At 59.9% G+C, this 21,142-nt stretch carries 20 protein-coding genes and 1 pseudogene; 4 read left to right on the top strand and 17 right to left on the bottom strand.

Going from position 1 to position 21,142, the window contains the following annotated elements; all coding sequences use genetic code 11:
• Positions 1-172: 172 nt before the first annotated feature.
• From ftsY to JW799_RS20460, 12 genes and pseudogenes are all read right to left on the bottom strand, one after another.
• On the bottom strand, positions 173-1,189 hold the full coding sequence (gene ftsY, locus JW799_RS20515; RefSeq protein WP_080840142.1) for a signal recognition particle-docking protein FtsY: 1,017 nt from the start codon (positions 1,187-1,189) through the stop codon (positions 173-175).
• 42 nt (positions 1,190-1,231) lie between these two features.
• Complete coding sequence (smc, locus tag JW799_RS20510; protein WP_205431464.1) at positions 1,232-4,804, bottom strand: chromosome segregation protein SMC; 3,573 nt, start codon at positions 4,802-4,804, stop codon at positions 1,232-1,234.
• 11 nt (positions 4,805-4,815) lie between these two features.
• Entirely contained in the window at positions 4,816-5,547 is a 732-nt protein-coding gene (rnc, locus tag JW799_RS20505; protein WP_205431463.1) for a ribonuclease III, read from the bottom strand.
• A 283-nt stretch (positions 5,548-5,830) separates the two neighbouring features.
• The gene (fabF, locus tag JW799_RS20500) at positions 5,831-7,072 is read right to left on the bottom strand and encodes a beta-ketoacyl-ACP synthase II (RefSeq protein WP_080840148.1); all 1,242 of its coding nucleotides are present in this window, start codon (positions 7,070-7,072) and stop codon (positions 5,831-5,833) included.
• Between the two features lie 119 nt (positions 7,073-7,191).
• Positions 7,192-7,425, bottom strand: coding sequence for an acyl carrier protein (gene acpP, locus JW799_RS20495; RefSeq protein ID WP_080840149.1), 234 nt, complete (start codon positions 7,423-7,425; stop codon positions 7,192-7,194).
• Positions 7,426-7,517: 92 nt separating this feature from the next.
• A complete protein-coding gene (gene fabG, locus JW799_RS20490; RefSeq protein ID WP_205431462.1) occupies positions 7,518-8,270 on the bottom strand; it encodes a 3-oxoacyl-[acyl-carrier-protein] reductase in 753 nt (250 codons plus the stop codon).
• Between the two features lie 37 nt (positions 8,271-8,307).
• Positions 8,308-9,237 (bottom strand): ACP S-malonyltransferase, encoded by a 930-nt coding sequence (fabD, locus tag JW799_RS20485; RefSeq protein WP_080840153.1) that lies wholly within the window; start codon positions 9,235-9,237, stop codon positions 8,308-8,310.
• A gap of 49 nt (positions 9,238-9,286) precedes the next feature.
• Entirely contained in the window at positions 9,287-10,273 is a 987-nt protein-coding gene (locus JW799_RS20480) for a beta-ketoacyl-ACP synthase III (protein WP_080840155.1), read from the bottom strand.
• 10 nt (positions 10,274-10,283) lie between these two features.
• Positions 10,284-11,273: a phosphate acyltransferase PlsX gene (gene plsX, locus JW799_RS20475; protein WP_205431461.1), complete on the bottom strand. Its 990-nt coding sequence runs from the start codon at positions 11,271-11,273 to the stop codon at positions 10,284-10,286.
• Positions 11,257-11,861 (bottom strand): annotated as a pseudogene (fapR, locus tag JW799_RS20470) (transcription factor FapR). The gene plsX and the pseudogene fapR overlap by 17 nt, the downstream one beginning before the upstream one ends.
• Before the next feature lie 101 nt (positions 11,862-11,962).
• A complete protein-coding gene (gene rpmF, locus JW799_RS20465) occupies positions 11,963-12,136 on the bottom strand; it encodes a 50S ribosomal protein L32 (RefSeq protein WP_080840160.1) in 174 nt (57 codons plus the stop codon).
• A 73-nt stretch (positions 12,137-12,209) separates the two neighbouring features.
• Positions 12,210-12,734, bottom strand: coding sequence for a YceD family protein (locus JW799_RS20460; RefSeq protein ID WP_080840162.1), 525 nt, complete (start codon positions 12,732-12,734; stop codon positions 12,210-12,212).
• 401 nt (positions 12,735-13,135) lie between these two features.
• On the opposite strand from JW799_RS20460, the gene JW799_RS20455 reads away from it, so the two are divergent.
• The gene (locus tag JW799_RS20455) at positions 13,136-14,371 is read left to right on the top strand and encodes a nucleotidyltransferase (protein WP_080840166.1); all 1,236 of its coding nucleotides are present in this window, start codon (positions 13,136-13,138) and stop codon (positions 14,369-14,371) included.
• A gap of 297 nt (positions 14,372-14,668) precedes the next feature.
• Positions 14,669-15,895, top strand: coding sequence for a nucleoside recognition domain-containing protein (locus tag JW799_RS20450; protein ID WP_205431460.1), 1,227 nt, complete (start codon positions 14,669-14,671; stop codon positions 15,893-15,895).
• A gap of 133 nt (positions 15,896-16,028) precedes the next feature.
• Here the strand turns inward: JW799_RS20450 and coaD are convergent, their stop codons facing one another.
• The 3 genes from coaD to JW799_RS20435 form a co-directional block, all read right to left on the bottom strand.
• Complete coding sequence (gene coaD, locus JW799_RS20445; protein ID WP_080840170.1) at positions 16,029-16,550, bottom strand: pantetheine-phosphate adenylyltransferase; 522 nt, start codon at positions 16,548-16,550, stop codon at positions 16,029-16,031.
• Positions 16,551-17,111, bottom strand: a complete 561-nt coding sequence (gene rsmD, locus JW799_RS20440; protein WP_245809825.1) for a 16S rRNA (guanine(966)-N(2))-methyltransferase RsmD — start codon at positions 17,109-17,111, stop codon at positions 16,551-16,553. It lies immediately after the preceding gene.
• Between the two features lie 302 nt (positions 17,112-17,413).
• Positions 17,414-19,051: a right-handed parallel beta-helix repeat-containing protein gene (locus tag JW799_RS20435; protein WP_205431459.1), complete on the bottom strand. Its 1,638-nt coding sequence runs from the start codon at positions 19,049-19,051 to the stop codon at positions 17,414-17,416.
• Between the two features lie 319 nt (positions 19,052-19,370).
• Here JW799_RS20435 and JW799_RS20430 point away from each other — a divergent pair, with 319 nt between their 5' ends.
• Both JW799_RS20430 and JW799_RS20425 read left to right on the top strand, forming a co-directional pair.
• Entirely contained in the window at positions 19,371-19,541 is a 171-nt protein-coding gene (locus JW799_RS20430; protein ID WP_176220905.1) for a hypothetical protein, read from the top strand.
• Between the two features lie 188 nt (positions 19,542-19,729).
• Entirely contained in the window at positions 19,730-19,894 is a 165-nt protein-coding gene (locus JW799_RS20425) for a hypothetical protein (RefSeq protein WP_240353356.1), read from the top strand.
• Between the two features lie 10 nt (positions 19,895-19,904).
• On the opposite strand, the gene JW799_RS20420 is transcribed toward JW799_RS20425, so the two are convergent.
• Positions 19,905-20,873, bottom strand: coding sequence for a 3'-5' exoribonuclease YhaM family protein (locus JW799_RS20420; RefSeq protein WP_205431458.1), 969 nt, complete (start codon positions 20,871-20,873; stop codon positions 19,905-19,907).
• A gap of 75 nt (positions 20,874-20,948) precedes the next feature.
• Positions 20,949-21,122, bottom strand: coding sequence for a hypothetical protein (locus JW799_RS20415; RefSeq protein WP_176220906.1), 174 nt, complete (start codon positions 21,120-21,122; stop codon positions 20,949-20,951).
• Positions 21,123-21,142: the final 20 nt, after the last annotated feature.

The raw sequence follows: 21,142 nt of genomic DNA, 5'->3' as shown, positions 1-21,142 counted from the left end.
ATAAATATTTCGCATACGAAATATATTACTAATAGAACACTTTGTAGTCAATTATTATTTTTGGAAATAATATTCAAAGCGCTTTCAGTCGAACTACGAAAAAAGCCATTCCCGATAGTCTTTTCGACCTTCGGAAATAGCTTTTGTTAAACGGGGTTTTCGGATTCGTTCTTTATTCGTCCGACGATTCGCTCGGCTTCGAATCCGCCTGTTCGCTCTCGGCGAGCCCGGCGAACAGGGCATGCACGAATTGCTCGGCGTCGAACTGCTGCAAATCGTCCATTTTTTCGCCGAGGCCGACGAGCTTGACCGGAATCGAGAGCTCCTGGCGGATGGCAATGACGATCCCGCCCTTGGCCGTTCCGTCAAGCTTGGTCAGCACGAGGCCGGAGACGCCGCTTTTTTCGCCGAACAGCTTCGCCTGCTGCAGGGCGTTCTGCCCCGTCGTCGCGTCGAGCACGAGCAGCGTCTCATGCGGGGCGCCCGGAATTTCCCGCTGGATGACGCGATAAATCTTGGACAGCTCCTCCATCAGATTCGCCTTGTTTTGCAGCCGGCCGGCCGTATCGCACAGCAGCACGTCGACGCCCCGCTGCTTGGCCGCTTGCACGGCGTCGTACATGACGGCCGCCGGGTCCGAACCGGCCTGCTGCCGAATCACGTCGACGCCGACGCGCTCGCCCCATACTTCAAGCTGTTCGATCGCGCCGGCGCGGAACGTGTCCCCCGCCGCCATCAGCACCGACTTGCCCTGCTGCTTGAAGCGCCAGGCGAGCTTGCCGATCGTCGTCGTTTTGCCGACGCCGTTGACGCCGACGAACAGGATGACGGTAATTCCCGTAGGATTCATCCGGATCTCGGCCGACTCGTCTTCGCTTTTGAGCAGGGCGACCAGCTTTTCCGACAAAATCGGCTTCAGCTCCGACGCTTCCTCGATTTTGCGTTTTTTCACTTCGGCCCGCAGGTCGTCGATCAAGTCCATGACCGTGTTCACGCCGACGTCCGCGCCGATCAAAATTTCCTCCAGCTCCTCGAAAAACGCTTCGTCGATTTTAGACCGACGCGAAAATAAATCCATCACCTGGCCGACGAAGGCGTCGCGGGTTTTGGCCAGCCCTTCGCGAAACTTGCTCGTCACCGCTTCGGTTTTCGAGGCGATGCTTTCTTTCAGCCTTTTGAAAAAGCTCATAACGTCCAACCTCCAACCTTCGTTCGATTGCCGAAAAAATAATCAGGCCGTGGCCGTGACCGAATCCTCGTCTTCGTCCAGACGGACGGACACGAGTTTGGATACGCCGCCCTCCTCCATCGTGACCCCGTACAGGCGGTCCGCTTCCTCCATCGTTCCTTTGCGGTGCGTCACGACGATAAATTGCGTCACTTCGGAAAAATCCCGCATGTATTGGGCATACCGGGCCACGTTCGCTTCGTCGAGGGCGGCTTCGACCTCGTCGAGCACGCAAAACGGAACCGGCTTGACGTTCAAAATTGCGAACAGCAGCGCGATCGCCGTCAGCGCCCGCTCGCCCCCGGAGAGCAGCTGCAGGTTTTGCAGCTTTTTGCCCGGGGGCTGCGCGACGATGTCGATGCCCGTGTCGAGCGGGCGGTCGGGCTCGCTTAAAATCAGATCGGCGCGGCCGCCTCCGAACAGCCGGGAGAACACGACGATAAAATGCTTGCGGATTTCGTCGAACGTCGTCCGGAAACGCCTCGACATTTCCTCGTCCATTTCCCGGATAATTTCATGCAGCTTCGACTTCGCTTCGATCAGATCTTCCTTTTGCGCGGACAAAAACGCGAAGCGCTCGCTGACGCGGCGGTATTCCTCGATGGCGCCCATGTTGACGTCGCCCAGCGCGGACACGCGGCGCTTCAGCTCGCGCGCCTCGTTCTGCGCCGCCGCGATATCTTCCGGCACGGGATATTTCTGCTTCGCCCATTCGAAGCCGATTTCATACTCTTCGCTCAGCTTGCGCAGCAAATTGTCCAGCTCGACGTCCATCCGGTTGACGGCGATTTCCGTCTGCCGGAGCTGTTCCTCGACGTTTTTGTGGCGGGTGCGCTGCTCCTTCGTCTCGTTCTCCTTCAGTTCGAGCTGCCGGAGGCGCTCGGCGCGGTCGGAACGCTTGAATTCGATTCCTTCCGTGAATTCCCTTCTCGCCAGCCGCAGCTCGTTGAGCCGTTCCTGCTGCCGAACCTGCTCTTCTTCGGTGCGCGCCGTCTCCTCCAGGTTTTGCGCGAGCGCATCGGCCAGCTGCTGCCTTTCCGCCTCGAGCCGCTGCCGCTCGCTCTTGTGCCGCCCGAACTGGTCGTCGACCGCCTGGCGATCCTGCTCGAGCCGGGCCGTCTTCACCTTCAGCTCGGTCACTTCCGCCTGCAGCTCTTCCTTCTCCGTCTGGCTTCGGCGGCGAAGCTCTTCCGCTTCGCGCATTTGCTCGTTAAGCTTCGCTTCCTCCGCCGTCAACGCGGCAAGCCGGGCGTCCGCTTCGCTTCGAGCCGCCTCCAGCCCGCTCGCTTCGGCGCCGAGCGCGGCGGTCTCGCCTTCCTGCGCCGCCATTTGCTCGCCGAGCTGCTTCTCCTCGTGCGTCAGCTGCTGAAGCTCGGCGGTCAGCCGCTGCTCGTTCAGCCTCTCCCGCTCGCCCAGCTCGCGCAGCTGCTCGATATTTTGGGCGACGATCGACAGCTCCTTCTTCAGGTCGTCGACTTCGCCTTTCGAGGCGGCGCGGTCGCTTTCCGCCTGGCCGATCTCGCGTTCCAGCTCCTCGAGCTGGCGCTGCCGGCCGAGCAGGCTGGACGACTTTTTCTGCAGGCTGCCCCCGGTCATCGAGCCGCCGGGATTGACGACGTCGCCGTCGATCGTCACGACGCGATAACGGTATTGCAGCCGCGAGGCGATCCGGTTCGCATGCTCGAGCTTTTGCGCGATGACCACGTTGCCGAGCAGGCTGCCGACGATGTTCGCGTACCGGGCTTCCGACTTGACGAGCTCGGAAGCGACCCCGACGAAGCCCTCCGCTTCGCCGGCGATTTTTCGGTCGTGATCGCCGAGCTGACGAGGACGGATGACATCGAGCGGCAGAAAAGTAGCCCGTCCGGATTGCCGCTGCTTCAAATACCCGATCGCCGTCCGCGAGGTGGCTTCGTTTTCCATGACGATGTTTTGCATCGCGCCGCCGAGCGCCGTTTCGATGGCGGTTTCGAGCTGGGCCGGAACCCCGATCAGCTCGGCTACCGCCCCGTGCACGCCTTGCAGCTGGCCCCGTTTCGCCGCTTTGAGCACTTCGCGGACGCCGTGCTGGAAGCCGTCGTAATCGTTTTGCATTTCCTTGATCGTATCCCGGCGGGACACGAGGGCTTCCCGTTTTTGCTCGGCGCGGCGGAACGCCGCCTGCGCTTCTTCCAGCCTGCGCTGCAGGTCGGAAGACCTCGCTCCCTCGGCGACATATTGGTCGCGCGCCCGGATGACGGCGGCCGCCCCTTCGGCAAGCCGGCTTTCCACTTCTTCCTTGCGGGACGCAAGCAGCGCCGATTGTTCGCCGAGCTTCGCCCTCTCCTCGGCCGAGCGCTGCATGCGCCGCTCCAGCACTTCCCGCTGCTGCTCGCAATAGCGGATATCGTTGCGCGCCTGCGCCATCGCGTTCATCGTTTCGAACAGCTCGGCTTTCAGCTTCTCTTCGGCCTCGCCGCTTCCGTCGGCAAGCGCCAGCCTCGTCTCTTCCCGTTCGAGGCGCTCCTTCAAAGCCGCGAGCTCCATCTCCAGAACGCCGCGCCGCTGCGCGAGAGCCGCCCCTTCCGCTTCCGCCTCGGCAAGGCGAGACGCGGTTTGCTCCAGGCTGCCTTCGATCGTTTCCCGGTTGCGCAGCAAATTCGCGTGGCGTTCCTTGAGCAGCTCGGCATAGCCTTCGCTTTTTTCCGTCTCTTCGCTCGTATGGAGCAGCTCGTCCTGGAGCTTTTCCAGCGTTTCCTCGAGCCGGTGCAGCGACTGGCGGTCCTCCTCCAGCTTCGCGTCGTGAAGCGCGACTTCGGCGGAAAGCGCCACTTCCTCTTCCTTCAGCTTCGCGAGCCGCTCGCTCGTTTCCGACCACGTCTTGTGCGTCGTCTCGATCTGGTGGACGTAAAGCGCGATTTCTTTCGCCTTCAGCTCTTCTTTTAACGTTTTGTACGTTTCGGCCTTTTCGGACTGCTTGCGCAGCGGCTCGACCTGGCCTTCGAGCTCCACGACGAGGTCGTTGATCCGCAGCAGGTTCGCTTCGGTGTCCTCGAGCTTTTTTTGCGCTTCTTTTTTGCGGGATTTGTACTTGACGATGCCCGAAGCTTCTTCGAAAATGCCGCGCCGATCCTCGGATCGCGTACTGAGAATTTCCTCGATGCGGCCTTGTCCGATAATGGAATACGCTTCTTTGCCGATCCCCGTATCCATGAACAGCTCGGTAATGTCCTTCAGCCGGCACGGCTGCTTGTTGATCAAATATTCGCTTTCGCCGCTGCGGTGAACGCGGCGCGTGACCGTCACCTCGGAAAACTCCAGCGGCAGGGCTTTGTCGGTGTTGTCCAGCGTAAGCGAGACTTCCGCGAAGTTGACCGCCTTGCGGCTGTCGCTCCCGGCAAAAATAATGTCCTGCATGTTGCCGCCGCGCAGGCTTTTGGCGCTTTGCTCCCCGAGCACCCAGCGGATGCCGTCGGAGATGTTGCTCTTGCCGCTGCCGTTCGGGCCGACGACGGCCGTAATTCCGCGTCCGAACTCGAGTTCGAGTCGGTCCGCGAACGATTTGAAGCCGGCTAGCTCGATCCTTCTCAAAAACATAGCGGCTTAAATCACCTCCTGCGTTCCCCCGATTTCATCCGGCCGGGGATGCCGCCTTCCTGCAGCCGCTGCAGCGCTTTGGCCGCGGCTTTTTGCTCGGCCTCTTTTTTGGAGCGGCCCGCTCCTTCGCCGAGGCTGCGGTCGCCGACGTAGACGATCACGACGAATTCCCGATCGTGAGCGGGTCCCCTCTCTTCGACGGTACGGTAATCGAGCTGGCCCAAATTGAGCTGCTGGATTTTCTCCTGGAGCTCGGTTTTGTGATCTTTAAGCGACGTTGCCGTGTCTTTCGGCAAATGGACGAACAGGTGCTCTTCCAGAAACGACCGGGTCGCATCCAGCCCCTGGTCCAAATAGAGCGCGCCGACGAACGCCTCGAACGCGTCGGCGAGCAGCGACGGCCGGGTGCGGCCCCCCGTTTGCTCCTCCCCTTTGCCGAGCAGCACGACCTTTCCGAAATCGAGCGCCTCGGCAAAACGGACAAGCGACGGCTCGCAGACGATGCTTGCCCGAAGCCGGGTCAATTCCCCCTCCGGCCGATCCGGGTACATCCGGTACAGCTTCTCGGAAACCGTAAGCTGCAAAACGGCGTCTCCGAGAAATTCGAGCCTTTCGTTATGCTGCGTCCGCGCCCCACGCTGCTCGTTCACGTACGAAGTATGCGTAAACGCCTGACGAAGCAACGCGGGATTTCGGAACCGCAAATTCAGCCTGTCCTGCAAACGACGAAAATGATCGTCCATGAGGGCACCTCCCAAACCTGACCCGGGGTTAATGATGGGTGTAACATTGTAATTGGCGGTTGATGCGTCCGTACTTTTCATCCAGGCACCCGTCCGCCGCAGCCTTTTTAAGCTATTTGCCCGAATTCCCCATTTTTCGTTGGATAAAATCCACTCTGGGTCGCGCCTTTTGCCTTTTTGGCTCTGCAGATTGGATAAAACCCAACGAAGCCTTCCAATCGCCAGCTGCCCGCCAAGCAAAAACGCAGGCGGCTCGCGCCGCCTGCGTCACACGTTCGCGCCGTTAGGCTTCATATTTACGCATAATGATCGTCGCGTTGTGCCCGCCGAAGCCGAAGGAATTCGACAGCGCGACGTCGATGTCCGCTTTGCGCGCCTCGTTCGGCACGTAGTCCAGATCGCACTCCGGATCCTGGTCCTCGAGGTTGATCGTCGGCGGAATGACGCCGTTCTGCAGCGACAGCCCCAGAATGACGGCTTCCACGCCGCCGGCCGCGCCGAGCATATGCCCGGTCATCGACTTCGTCGAGCTGACGGCGAGCTTGTACGCGTGCTCGCCGAACGTCGCCTTGATCGCCGCCGTCTCCGACTTGTCGCCGACGGGCGTCGACGTGCCGTGCGCGTTAATGTAGTCGACCGCTTCCGGCGCGATGCCGGCATCCTTGAGCGCCCGCGACATGCAGCGGGCCGCGCCGTCGGGATCCGGCTCCGTCATATGATGCGCGTCGCCGCTCATGCCGTATCCGATCACTTCGGCATAGATGCGGGCGCCGCGGCGCCGAGCATGTTCCAATGATTCCAAAATGAGTACGCCCGCGCCTTCGCCCATGACGAACCCGTCCCGCCCGGTATCGAACGGGCGGCTTGCCTTTTCCGGTTCGTCGTTGCGGGTGCTCATCGCGCGCATGTTGGAAAAACCGGCCATGGCGATCGGCCGAATCGTCGCTTCCGCGCCTCCGCAAATCATCACGTCGGCGTCCCCGCGCTGAATCATCTTGAAGGAGTCGCCGATCGAATGCGTGCCGGTGGCGCAAGCGGTGACGGCCGTCGTATTCGGCCCTTTCGCGCCCGTGGCGATCGAAACCTGGCCGCTGGCCATATTGGCGATCATCATCGGGATAAAAAACGGACTGACGCGGCGCGGGCCCTTTTCCATCAAAATCGTATGCTGATCTTCCCAAGTGCCCAGCCCGCCGATGCCGGAGCCGATGCTGACGCCGACGCGGTCCGCTTCGGCGTTGTCGCCGATCCGCAAATCCGCGTCCTTGATCGCCTCGCCGCTCGCGACCATCGCGAACTGCACGAAGCGGTCCATTTTACGGGCGTCCTTTTTGTCGATGCCGAATTGTTCGGGGTTGAAATTTTTGATTTCGGCCGCGATCTTCGTCGGGTAGTCGGTCATATCGAAAGCCTCGACAAGGCTGACCCCGGATTTGCCGGCCAAAAGATGATTCCAAAACGTATTTAAATCGGCGCCGAGGGAGGTGATAACCCCCATCCCGGTCACGACGACACGCTGTTTCAAAAGAAGTTCACCTCTTCGGGTACCTGAATGGCCATGTCAAACATCCGCGCCGCAAACCGCAAAAAAGGCGCCTAGATGCGGAGAAGTCCCGTTCCACGAACGGGACTTTTGTCGGATCATTACGAATGAGATTTTATGTAATTCACGACTTCTCCCACCGTTGTGATCTTCTCTGCATCCTCGTCGGAGATCTCCAAGTCGAATTCATCTTCGAGCTCCATCACGAGTTCAACCACGTCGAGAGAATCAGCGCCCAAATCGTCTTTAAAGGATGCTTCGTTGGTCACTTCCGCCTCGTCGACACCCAGGCGTTCGACTACGATGCGTTTAACGCGTTCCTGTATATCGGACATCCGGTTCACCTCCCTTAACGTATTATACGTGAATCATGGACAAAAAGCCATAGCGCAACCGTTTACTTGAAGCGGCCAAACCCCGGACGCCGTTACATGTACATGCCGCCGTCGATATGAATCGTCTGGCCCGTCAAGTACGACGCCGCATCCGACGCCAGGTAGACGACCGCGCTGGCGACGTCTTCCGGCTTGCCCATGCGTCCGAGCGGCACCTGGCTTAAAATGCCTTCGCGCGCTTCCTGCGGGAGCTTGTCCGTCATATCCGTTTCGATATAGCCGGGAGCGACCGCATTGACGGTAATGCCGCGGGAAGCGAGCTCGCGGGCGGCGGATTTGGTGAGGCCGATGACGCCCGCCTTGGCGGCGACGTAATTCGCCTGCCCCGCGTTGCCGAGCACGCCGACGACGGACGAAATGTTGATGATTCTTCCGTAACGCTGCTTCATCATCGGCCGCGTTGCCGCCTTGATGCCGTTGAACACGCCCTTGAGGTTCGTCTCGATGACGGCGTCGAAATCTTCTTCTTTCATCCGCATGATTAGATTGTCTCGGGTGATGCCCGCGTTATTCACCAGTATATCCAATTTTCCGAACGTTTCCAGCGTCGTCTGCGCGAGCGATTCGAATTCCGCCGCCTTGCCGACGTTCGCCTTGACGGCGACCGCCTTCCGGCCGAGGGCCTCGATCGCGCGCACCGTCTCCGCCGCGGCCGCTTCGCTGCCGGAATAGTTGACGGCCACGTCGGCTCCGGCTTCCGCGAGCGCGATCGCGATCGCCCGGCCGATGCCGCGGGACGCGCCCGTAACGAGCGCGGATTTGCCGCTCAAATCCCAATTCGCCATCCGTAACGCCTCCTTTCGATGCCAAGCGTAATCGCGGTCAATTCCATTCCGCCTCTTCGGCGGCTGCCGCGCTGTTGATCGACACGATCTTGACCGTCTTGTCGATCTTTTTGATCAGGCCTGCTAGCACCGTGCCCGACCCGATTTCGACGAACGTGTCGACGCCTTCGCCGAGCAAGAAGCGCACGCTGTCTTCCCACAGCACCGGCGAGACGACTTGCCGGACGAGCAGGCCGCGCAGCTCCTCCCCGGACGTGACCGGACGCGCGAATACGTTCGCGACGACCGGCACGGCCGCGTCGCCGAACGCGACCCCGGCGAGCTCCGCTTCCAGCTTGTCGGCGGCCGGCTGCATCAGCGACGAATGGAACGGTCCGCTGACCTCCAGCGGGACGACCCGCTTCGCGCCGGCTTCCTTGCCGCGCTCCGCGACGGCGGCGACGCCTTCGGCCGTGCCGGAAACGACGATCTGCCCGGGACAGTTCACGTTCGCGAGCTCCACGAGGCCGACCGAAGCGGACACGTCGCGGCACAGCGCTTCCAGCGCGTCGCGCTCCGCGCCCAGCGTCGCGGCCATCGCGCCTTTCCCGCCGGGCACGGCCTGCTCCATGAACAACCCCCGCGCCCGCACGAGGCGGATCGCATCGTCGAACGCCAGCACGCCGGCGGCGACAAGCGCGCTGTACTCGCCGAGACTGTGTCCCGCGACGTAATCGGGCCTCGCGCCGCGGGCCTTGAACGCTTCGAGCAGCGCGATGCTCGTCGCCAGCAGCGCCGGCTGCGTGTTGGCCGTTTTTTTCAATTCTTCGTCCGGCCCTTCGAACGCCAGCTTCGATACGGAGAAGCCGAGCGCCTCGTCGGCGCGGTCGTAGATCGCGCGCGACGATTCGAACCGTTCGTAAGCGTCCCGGCCCATGCCGACGGCTTGCGCCCCTTGGCCGGGAAACACAAACGCTGTTTTACCCATCGTGACGATTCCTCCTAATTCATGCAGGGGTCTTCCGGCGGCTTGCGGCTTACCAAACGAGCACCGAAGCGCCCCACGTCAGCCCGCCTCCGAAACCGACGAGCACGAGGCAATCCCCTTCGCGGACCCGTCCTTCCTCCACCGCTTCGGCAAGCGCGAGCGGGATCGAAGCCGCCGACATGTTCCCGTAGCGGTCGACGTTGATTTTGCACTTGTCTTCGGAAAGGCTCAGGCGCTCCAGGGAAGATTGAATGATCCGGATGTTGGCCTGATGCGGGACGAGCAGATCGATGTCCTCTTTGCTCTTGCCCGCTTTCCGGAGCGCTTCTTCCGCCGCGTTGCCCATGATCCGGACGGCGAACTTGAACACTTCGCGTCCGTTCATGTAAATAAAATGATTGCGGTCGGCGATCGTCTTCTCCGAAGACGGCAGGCGCGAGCCGCCGCCGCGAAGGTTCAGCAGTTCCCCTCCGCTTCCGTCGGCCCCGAGCTCGAACGAGCGGAAGCCGCGGCCCTCCGGCACCCGTCCCAGCACCGCCGCTCCCGCGCCGTCGCCGAACAGAATGCACGTATTGCGGTCGGTGTAATCCGTAATCCGCGACAGGCTGTCCGCTCCGATCACGAGCGCGTACCGGTACATGCCCGACGCGATGAATCCGGAAGCGTTCGCCAGTCCGTAAATAAAGCCGGAGCATGCGGCGGACAGGTCGAATGCGGCCGCCTTTTTCGCGCCGAGCTTCTCCTGCAGGATGCAAGCCGTAGACGGGAAAAACATGTCCGGCGTAATCGTCGCCACCACGATCAGGTCGAGCTCTTCGGCGGTGATGCCCGCCGCGGCGAGCGCCTTCAGCGAGGCTTCGTACGCGAGGTCGGACGTCGCTTGTTCGGGCGCGGCGATCCGCCGCTCGCGAATGCCGGTCCGGCTGACGATCCATTCGTCGTTCGTGTCCACCATTTTTTCGAGCTCTTGATTCGTCAGACGGCGTTCCGGCGCGTACATGCCGACGCCCAGAACGCCTACGGGATATCCATTCATCCGTTATCTCTCACTTTCTGCCGAATTCCCCCGCGAGCGCGGGGATAAGTCCGCTTTCGATCGCGGTCCGCGTCTGGCGGATCGCGAATTTCGTCGCGACCGCGTCGGACGAGCCGTGGCTTTTGACGATGAGACCGTTCACGCCGAGCAAGGGAGCGCCGTTATGCTCCTTGGAATCCATCAGCTTCCGGATGTTGCGGAAGTTGGGCCGAAGCATGGCGGCCGCCAGCTTGGACTTCAGGGAGGACGTCAGCTCCTTCTTCAACACGCCGAAAACCGTATCGGCTACGCCTTCCATCGCCTTCAGCAAAATGTTGCCCGAAAAACCGTCGCATACGAGCACGTCGCAGTTGCGCGTCAGCACGTCGCGGGATTCCACGTTGCCGATAAAGTGAATCGGCGCGCCGCCGAGCAGCTCGAACGCGGCCTTGGTCAGCTCGTTCCCCTTGCCCGGCTCGGTTCCCACGTTCAACAGCCCGACGCGCGGCTTCTGCAGGCCGTGCACTTTCTCCCGGTACATGCTGCCCATCAGCGCGTACTGAAGCAAATGCTCGGGCTTGGCGTCCATGTTGGCGCCGAGGTCGAGCGCAAGCACGCCGACCCTGTCCAGCGTCGGCAGCATCGGCGCCAGGCCCGGACGCTCGATGCCGTTCATCCGGCCGAGCACGAGCAGGCCGACGGCCATCAGCGCGCCGGTGTTGCCGGCCGATATCATCGCGTCCGCCGCGCCTTCCTTGACCATTTTTCCCGCGACGACCATCGAGGAATCCGTCTTGCGCCGCACCGCGCGGACCGGCTCGTCCTCGCCGCCGATAATCTCCGTCGCGGCCGCGACGGAAACGTTGGCCGGCTTCCGGCCGGCCAGCAGCGGCTCGATCGCGTCGGGCTTGCCGACGAGAATCAGCTCCGTATCCGGCCACTCGGCCGCCGCGGCCAGCGCCCCTTCGACCGGCGCCTCGGGGGCGTGGTCTCCGCCCATCGCGTCAATGGCGATTCTCATGGGCGCTTCCTCCTTCGCGATCCGGTTCCCCCGTCGAACGATAAATGACAAAGTTCCCTTGAAACACCATTTCTTCACCTACGTAAGTAAAGACTTCGACTTTGCCCTTTCCCTTCTGGCTCCCGCTCGAGCGAACGTAAGCCTTGGCGATGCACTTCTCTCCGAGCCTGGCCGGCCGGATAAAGCGAATGTCCGCCGACGCGGTAAGGGCGATTTCGTCGTTGATCACGGCTACCGCCAGCGAGTTGGCCTGCGCGAACACGTGGTGGCCCGGGCGATGCCGCTGCGGGAAAACACGTGTTCCTCCCGAATCTCGAAAATGGAAATGCCGCTCTTGTCCAGCTGCAAATCCACGATATCGCCGATCACCTCGTGCAGAGGCAGCGAACGGACCGAATCGTACGATCGTTCCGCCATCATTTTCAGCCTTTCCCGAAGCTCGGGAATGGCCAGTTCCATCCGGTCGAGCCGGATCGTCTGGATGCTCACTTTGAGCAAGCGGGTCAGCTCCCGGTCGGTAAGGAACGGATTTTCCTCCAGCAAGCGGCTGAGCTGCTGGTGGCGCTGACGTTTGGGAAGCCGTTCCACGTTCGCCACCGCCTTAAAGGTTCATACTGATACCAGGTACTAAACCAGAGTATAAAGAAAAACGCGCCCGGAAGCAATGACCCCTAGACGCGTTCATTCGATTATTGCTTGATGACTTCGCGAGCTTTGTACGTACCGCATACTTTGCAAACGCGGTGCGCCAGCTTCAGCTCGCCGCATTGATCGCATTTAACCATGCCCGGAACGACCAGTTTGAAGTGCGTGCGGCGCTTGTTTTTGCGGGATTTCGATGTTTTTCCAAAAGGGACTGCCATGTTCCCACCTCCTTATCCGAGTCGAGTGCTCAAAGCTGCTGCCCCTGTATAGGCGTTCATTAACGAGAGAAAGTCAGTTCGGCCTCGTATCGTACCAATCCTTCAACGCCGCAAGCCGGGGATCGATTTTCTCCCTGTTGCATCCGCAAGTTCCGTGATTGAGATTGTGCCCGCACTCGGAGCATAATCCCTTGCAGTCCTCACGGCAAAGCGGCGCATACGGCAGATGAAGAAGCAATTCTTCCTCCACATACGGGCGAAGCTCCAGGCTGTCGCCGTATATCGGCACAAAATCTTCGTCGTCCTGCTCCCCGCGCTCGGCCATTTCTTTCGATACGATCTTGAAGGATTCCCGAAACGAAACCCTGCAATCGTACTCGATCGGATCAAGGCAACGAGAGCACGCAAGCTGCAGTCGGCAGTCGAGATGGCCCGAAACTTCGATCATTCCGTTCGCGTATTCCGCGGTAAGTTCCGCGGAGACGGGACTCAGCGGCTTCACGTCGCGCAGATTTTCAACCGTTTTCGCCGCATCGAAGGACTCGCTTAAGCGTACGGGGACCTTGCGGGCCGCGAGTTCTTGAACGTTCAGCAACATAGACCATCACTCCAAACAAACAAAAATTATTATATCGAGGTTATTAACGTTTTGTCAACATTTATGCAGGTTGCGCATGCCGGTCGCGTCAGGCCAAAAAAGAAAAGAGCCGCTCGCCATACTAGAGTGTTGCGCGGGAGCCCTTCTCCTTATACGGCTTTTGCCGGATATTTTCTTGCCTCGGCCGATTGCGGCGATTGCCGTTCCCTTCGGTCGCGGACGGGATTCGGGAATCGGCCTGCGCCGTTATCGGATCGCCGGGCGCAGGTCCGCTTCCCGCTTCGTTCCCCGGTTCGGCCGCATGCCCGGCATACGCCGCGGTTGCCGTTCGGGCGCGAAGATGTGTATATTGAAAAAAAACGCTTGCGGCCAAAACGCGGTCCATACGGAAGGAGAACGCGATGCGCACGGTCGGAATCGTCGTCGAATACAATCCATTGCATAACGGCCATCTCTATCACATTCGGCAATCAAGGAAAATAACGGGAGCGGACGCGGTCGTCGCCGTCATGAGCGGCCATTTTTTGCAGCGGGGGGAGCCGGCGCTCGCGGACAAATGGGCGCGCGCCGAAATGGCGCTCCGCGCGGGCTGCGACCTCGTGCTGGAGCTGCCCGTCGCGTACAGCGCCCAGCCGGCGCAGTGGTTCGCGTACGGAGCCGTCGGCGTGCTCGCGGCGACCGGAGCGGTCGACGCGCTGTGCTTCGGCAGCGAAAGCGGGGAGCTGGCTCCGCTCGTAAGCATCGCGGAGCGGCTCGCGGAGGAGCCGGAGGCGGTCGGGGCCCGGCTCGGCGAACTGCTGAAAACGGGACTGCCGTACCCGACCGCGTTCAACGAAGCGGTCCGCTCGTATTTGGCCGGCGAGGGCTTGATCGCGGACGCCGGCTTTCGGCTGGATCAGCCGAACCATACGCTCGGCCTGCACTATTTGCTTGCGCTCCGGCGGCTCGACAGCCGAATCGAGCCCTATTCGATCCGCCGCGAAAAATCCGGCTACAATCAGACGTCGATTACCGACGACCGGATCGCCAGCGCCACCGCGCTGCGCAAGCTGCTCGCCGAGCAGGCGGACTTGTCGGCCATCGCGCCGTTCGTGCCCGAGAGCACGTTGGACGTTTTGCGGCGGGAGGCGGCGGCCGGCAGGGCGCCGATCACGTGGGAAGCGTTCGCCCGCCCGCTGTTCCACCGTCTGCTGCAATCGAGCGAGGCGGAGCTGGCCGCGTTCGCGGAAGTGACGGAAGGGCTGGAGTTCCGCATCCGCCAGTCGCTCCGTGCGCTTCCGTCCTACGCCGTCGAGGCGCTGCTCGAGACGCTGAAGACGAAGCGCTATACGCGCACGAAGCTGCAGCGGACGCTGCTGCGCATTTTGCTCGGCCACCGCAAGGAGGAGCTCTCGCCGGAGCGGCTCGCGTCCGGCATCGAGTATATTCGCGTTCTCGGCTTCGGCGAACGGGGCCGGACCCTGCTGCGCCGGATGAAAACGTCCGCGTCCGTCCCGGTCGTCCAAAGCGCGGCAGAGGGCGATTGGGCTTATTTGCGCTTGGACGCGCAAGCGACCGCCGTCTATTCGCTTGCCTTCGACCCCGCTTCGCCCGGCGGCGCCTGGCGCGATTATACGGAGCCTCCGGTTCGCTTTTAAAGACAGGCGCGGCGCCGCTGCCGGATCGTCGGTGCGGCGCCGTTTTTTTTTTGCGCCCCTTTTGCCCTCCATGCTCGCTCCCTTGGTCTACCTCCCCGGTTCGCAGCGTACTTATAACTGAAGCCCGCTTGTCCCGCGGCGTGCAACCCGAGCATCGCTGCGGCAGCTTAACCCAGCGGCTCAAGCGCGGACACATCGGCCAATTGAACGTTTTTTCGACAACATTACGCCCTGCGGCCCGCTCGCGAATTCACGGTTCGGCGGGTTATCGGGCTTCGGAGAAAAAGGAGGTGCGACGTGAGCGAAGGCATAAAGAAAAAATCCGTTCTCGTGTCCGTTTTGCTTGGCGCGTGCGCGCTGCTGCTTGTCGCCAGCATCGTTCGCTCGCCGGGGGAAGCGTTCCGCGCCTCGCTCGGCGGGTTCGAGGTGTGGTGGCAGACGGTGTTTCCCGGCTTGCTGCCGCCGCTTATTTTGGCCGAGCTGCTGGCGGCGTCCGGCCTGCTCCACGGGCTGGCGGTTATTGGGGAGCCGGTTACCCGGAAGATGTTCCGGCTGCCGGGCGTATCCGGTTGGGCCATCGCCCTGGGCTGGGCGGCCGGAGCGCCCGCGGGCGCGAGAGAAACGGCGCGGCTCAGGGAAAAAGGATTCGTGCGCGACGAGGATACGGACACGCTGCTGCTCGTTTCGCACGTGCCGAGCCCGTTTCTGGTCGTGCTCGTGATCGGCAGCGGTTTTTTGCATTCTCCTCTGTACGGATGGGCGATTGCGGCGGGGTTATGGCTGTCGGCGGCCGCCGCGGGGTGGCTGTGGGCGCGGCTGATGAAGGCGGCGGCCCCGGCCGTGCCGCCGCCGCTGCCGGTCGGCTCCCCTTCCGCCGCGCTGCGCCGGGCTTATCGCGCCGTCCGCGAAGCGCGGCAGGAAGACGGGCGGCCGTTCGGGCAGCAAATTTCCGACGCGGTGACCCATTCCGTCGCGACGCTGATGGCCGTCGGCGGCCTTATGATGCTGAGCGCCGTGCTGCTGCGCATGATTCAGGTCGCGTTTCCCGGCGCCGACGCCTGGCTGGCGGTGCCCGGCGTCTACGAAATGCACCTCGGCGCTTACGAAACGGGCCGCTCCGCCTTGTTCGAGTCCGAGCCGGTTCACGCCGCCGCTCTCCTTGCCGCCGTGCTTGCCTGGACGGGCTTCAGCGGCCTGCTGCAGGCGCGGGCCGTTTTCGGCGCCGGCCGCCCGTTCCCCTGGCTGCGCTTTATCGCCGGACGCCTGCTGCATGCCGCCCTCGCGCTCGCCTTCGTTTATCCGCTCGCCACGGCCGTCCGGCAAGGGTGGCTCGCGCAGCTGGTCCCGGCTTGGGCCGCCGGCGGGCCGCCGGGCGGAACCGAAAGCGCCGGTTTATCGTTCCCCGGCGGCTGGGCGCTTTCTTCGGCGACGCTGGCGACCGCGGTCGCATCCATCGCCGTTTTTTTGCTGCTGGCCCTGCTCGCCGCGCTCATTCGCCCGCCCAAGCGCCCGCCGGAGCCTTGATGCGTTCTTCCATATCGTCAAAAAATTCGTCAAAAAAATACCGCCCGCGGCGTTCGTTCGCCCGGACGGTATTTTTCTTTCGCTTGCCTCCGCCGAAGCGCCGCCGCCGGTTCCGATCTGCCGGCGCCGCCGCCTACGACGTTCCGAACTTGCGTCTGAGCGCGGCTTCCACGGCAGGGGGCACAAGCTCCTGCACCTGCCCGTTAAACTGAGCGATTTCCTTGACAATACTCGAGCTCAAATACGAATACTTCGGATTCGTCATCATGAAAATCGTTTCGATGCCTTCGTCGAGATGCCGGTTCGTCGACGCCATTTGCAGCTCGTACTCGAAATCGGTCACCGAACGAATGCCTCGAACGCTCACTTGCGCATTGCGGGAGCGCATATATTTGACGAGCAAATCCCGAAAACTGTCGATCTCGATGTTCGGGATGTCCTTCGTCACTTCCCGCAGCAGCTCGGTTCGCTCCTGCACCGTGAACAGCGCGTTTTTTTTCGTGTTGTTCAGCACCGCCACGATCAACCGGTCGAACTGCTTCGCCGCCCGCCGGATAATGTCCAAATGGCCGAACGTGACCGGATCGAAGCTGCCCGGATAGACCGCGATCCGGTTCGGATGCTCGCCTTCCTGCCTGGATGTGTTCCGCGTCATTTACGCTTCTCCTTCATATCGATAGATGGATAAGGCAACCTCGCCGTACGCCGCGTGCCGCCGCCGTCGAAACGGGCCGAACCCGTCTCCGTAATCGAAGGCCGATTCGTGCTCCACGACCGCCGTCGCGCCTTCGGCCACAAGCCCCCTGGCGGCCAGGTCGAGCAGCCGCTCCGCGCAATCTTTCATTATATAGGGAGGGTCCAAAAAAAGCAGATCGAACTTAAGCCCCTTCTTCTCCAGCAGCCGGATCGCCTTGCCGGCATCGTTCCGGTACACTTCCGCCCGATCGGCCAGCCTCGTCGCCTCCAGATTGCTTCGGACGACCGCCACGCTCTTGGGACTCGCGTCCACGAACACCGCATGCCCCGCCCCGCGGCTTAGCGCCTCGATGCCGAGCCCGCCCGTTCCGGCGAACAGATCGAGCACCCTTTCCCCGTCGAAATACGGCCCGATCATGCTGAACAGCGCTTCCTTCACCTTGTCCGTCGTCGGACGCGTCGCGTCGCCGGGAACCGCCTTGAGCGGCCGTCCCCTGGCTTGTCCCGATATGACTCTCACGTTTGTTATCCCTCGCACGCATCGCCTCGCAAGCGCATGGCTTGTCCGAGGCGTCAATGGTGCTATGTTACCACATTTCGCCGCATCGCAAAAGCGCAGCCTCCGGCCGCCGAACCGGCGTTTCAAAATTTTCTTCGGTTCGGCGTATATTTCCGCGCAAAGCGGTCACAATGATAGTACCGGCGCTCGCAAGGCGCCGGGGACAACCGCGGAGAAGACTTACGTTTCCCCATAAGCTCTTCGTCCGGTTTCTCCTCTCCCATGAGGGCCACGTCGCGAGACGTGGCTCGATTTTTTTGTTTTTATCGAATTATTCGCCATGCGACTGTTGAGGCATCGTTAGGATTCGTTGATCGAATAACGAACTGGCTGCTCTCTTTAAAGACGCCGTCTATAAATAATGCGCCACGATTTGCAGCCACACCTGCCGGAGCTAAGTAACTCAACTGAATCTCGCCAATGGAATTATCCGGATTTATCGCTACGGTAGAAACCGCAGCCATGCCCGAAACAAGCGTAGCCGTACCTTGATATGTGATGGTATGGATTTGGTTGCTATGAAGCATTGCGCGAACGCCAACTGCTCCAACCTCATCATATGGCATTCGGTCTAATTTATTATTACGAATTACGCACCCGTGTAAATCATTGCCCATTGCAATCGACCCGCCGAGACCGGAGTTTTTGATCGTGTTGTTTTCAATAATCCCGTTTCTTGCGTAGCTTATTCTCATGGATAGCTCAAAACTATCATAAAGATGGTTGTTTTGAACATGTACATCCTCACCTGTGACAGCTATCCCTCTAGCTGCCCCGATTATCTGATTTCCTTCGATGTTATTGGCAATAGCGCCGTTTTCGATTCGAATGCCAACCAATAAGCGGGATCTGTCAGATCGAATGATATTTCCTTTAATCAGATTATGATTGGCCCCGTTCACTCGAATGCCATGGCTTGTATCGGTGGTCGGTATAGGCACTGAAAACGAAGCGATCTGATTCGCCTCAACGATATTATAATTAACCCCGTAACTGCCCCCTTTTTCGAGTGAAATGCCCGCATACAAACAATTAACAAGAATATTATTACTCACGATATTGTGCTCGATCGGACCGTAGTTGTCGTTGGAATTAAGGATAATTCCTTCGTTTCCGCTGTTTTTAACGACGTTATGCGAGATGTCATTGTAACTGCAACCGGAAAGAATGTAAATTCCCATCTGTCCGGGACCGAATCCATCTTTACACACAATTTCATTGGATTGAACAATGTTGTACGATGCCTTGTAGAGGGAAATCCCCGAATAGTCATTATCGCGGATGATGTTTCCGATCATTACGTTCCGATCGCCTGAGATATGGATTGTACCAAAATCAGCTTCGCTGGGTGTCGGCTTGTTATTCACCGTGTAAAAATCATTGTGAAGGATATAATTGCGGCTTGCGTTGACAAATACCGCACCGCCGTAATAATTGCGAAACTCGTTGTCTTTCACCTTGCATCTTTTCGAAGTGCCGGAGATTGTAATGGCACGGCTATAGCCTGGAGTTGCAGGTCCTATAAATGTAACCCCGCTGATTTCCACTCCATCTACATTGTCAATCAAAAACAAATCACCATTAAATTCTGAGGAATCGAATACCGCTCCTTCTGTCGATAGGAATTTCATGCCTGATTTCGGTTTAATCGTGCCCTTAATCTTGTAAGGAGCCGGAGAGTAAGGCGTTATAAAGGTCGTTCCAGGCGGATTTTCATCAATCGCGCGGAGTATGTGGGGTAAATTATCTGCATTATCGGAACTCAAGCCATACCAATTCAGATTGATTCCACGATGCGCAATTTCTTTGTCCAGTTGCATAAGGGAGTTATTAAAGTCCTCCACGCTCCAAGGATCATTTTGATCCAACTGCGGGAGTCCCATATTCGCTGTCCTGTCCATTTTGTCACTCTCCATCCGGCAGGCCGATGATGAGCCGGGAGTATCTGATCGGCCGCTGCCTCCAATCAGATTAAATTGATTTAGCATATGCCGAAAAGCTTGCTTTTGTTACATGGCGGTGTACTGCAGCCGCGACTTCATCCATTGCCTTCGCCGAGCCGGCGACAATGCCTTCCAGAAAAAGCAAATCCGTCTCCCATGAGGGCTACGTCGCGAGACGTGGCTCGATTTCTTTATTCCTCCCCTCGCTCCTTTCCGGTAGCGGTAAACGCCTACTCCGCATATGCTGGTTTGAAATCAACCCCAAGGAGAGATGAAATTGGATCCGCGTTTGGCGCAACTGCTGCAAAAGGCAAGCCTGTACGGTACTTTGGCCAAATATTACGAACACATCGACCCGGAAAAACACATCTACTTTTACAAAAAGCACTTTATGTACGAATCGCAGCTGGTTCGGCTTTATTGGTCGCTGCACGCTACGATGGAATAAGGGTTTGCGGGGCTGCCGCGGCAACGATTTCGGCGGCCCCTGTTTTTCTTCCCCCGCCCGAACCCTTGGAAAAAAAGGCATAAATGGCTCGCGGAGAGGCCCGACGCGCCGCCCAAGGAATTCCGCAGCGCCGACGGCTATGCCGCCTTCCCCAAAAATTTTCGGCCATCGCCGACGAGCAGACGACCATGTCCGAGGTGATGGAGGGCAATCTGAACTGGCCGGCTATCTTCGCCGCCTGCGAGGATGCCGGAGTGAAATGGTACTTGGTCGAACGGGATCAAGGGCCGACGGAAGCGTTCGAAAGCCTGGCCATCAGTTACCGCAATTTGAAAAAAGCGGGATTCGAATAACGGCGAAACCTCAAGGCGCGTTACGCCTTGTTATGACGTACATTTGCTTGTTTTCCGCGACCCGAACCGGGGCGGTCCATTTGCTGTTGTCGTGAGCGGCGTCCACCGCGTCTTCGACCGCCTGCAGCTTCGCGTCCAGTTGGTCGATGTAATGCAGGGCGACCGCTTCGGGGAGCTGCGGCTGCACGGGACTGCCCCACTCGCCCAAATTGTGATGGGACAGCACGATGTGCTGAAGGGCGACGACCTTCTCGTCGTCCAGGCTCATGCCAAGCGCGACGGCCGACTCGGTAATCCAGCCGTAAGCCAGCGCCAGATGGCCGAGCAGCTTGCCTTTGACGCTGTAGTCCGACACGACGCCGAGCTCCGCTTCCATTTCTTCCGTCTTCGCGATATCGTGCAGAATAATGCCGGCCAGCAGCAAATCCCGGTTCAAAAACGGCCGCTGCCTGCACACGAACTCTCCGAGCTCCAGCATTCGGGCGACATGGTAGGCCAAGCCGGCGTAAAACGCATGGTGCATGCCTTTTCCCGCCGGATAATGCATCAACTTGTCCGAAGCCTTGGCCAGGCACATTTCCACGATCCGTTTGATGTCCTGATCCTGAAAGCTGCCCGCCGTCGTCGCGATCGCGTGAAGCAAATCCACCGGCAGCACCGGGGCGGAACGGACAAAATCGGTAATGTTCAGGCCGTCCTCCCGAACGACCGGACGGATTTGAATGACTTTGAGCTGCGGCTTTTCGCGGTACGACTGCACGATTCCGCGCACTTTGACCAGCATGGGGGCCACGAACGCTTCCTTGTCGGTCGGGGAGGCGTCCCATAGCTTGGCCGGAATTTCGCCGCTTTTGTCCGCCAGCGCGAGATCGAGAAAGTCCTTGGGCGGCGTCCCGTTCGTTTGTTTGATTTCCACGTTTTTCAACAGGTAAAAGCCCGTTATTTCGTCGCCCTCGGCAAAAGTTCGGATAAGTCTCATGTTTTCCTCCCGCTTATGGTCTCCTCGTAATAAAATATCACGATCATCCCGTCATCGGAACCCCGAAAGCCTCTTTTATCGTTTTAACTTTTTCGGGATTTGCCGAATCAGGCGGTTTTTTTCGTCATAGATCAGGAGGCAAAGCCCTTTGACCGAGCGGCGGGTGGCGAACAGCAGCCTGGTCGCCTCGTCCCGCTGCATCGGCTCTCCTACTCTTTGGCCGTTATAGCCAAGATAATATTTTCTCACTATCGGATCCTTGATGAAAA

The sequence above is a fragment of the Cohnella algarum genome (assembly GCF_016937515.1).
Classification (GTDB): domain Bacteria; phylum Bacillota; class Bacilli; order Paenibacillales; family Paenibacillaceae; genus Cohnella; species Cohnella algarum.
Note: the sequence above shows the minus strand (reverse complement) of the source record. Positions and strands in the feature narration are given on the sequence as shown.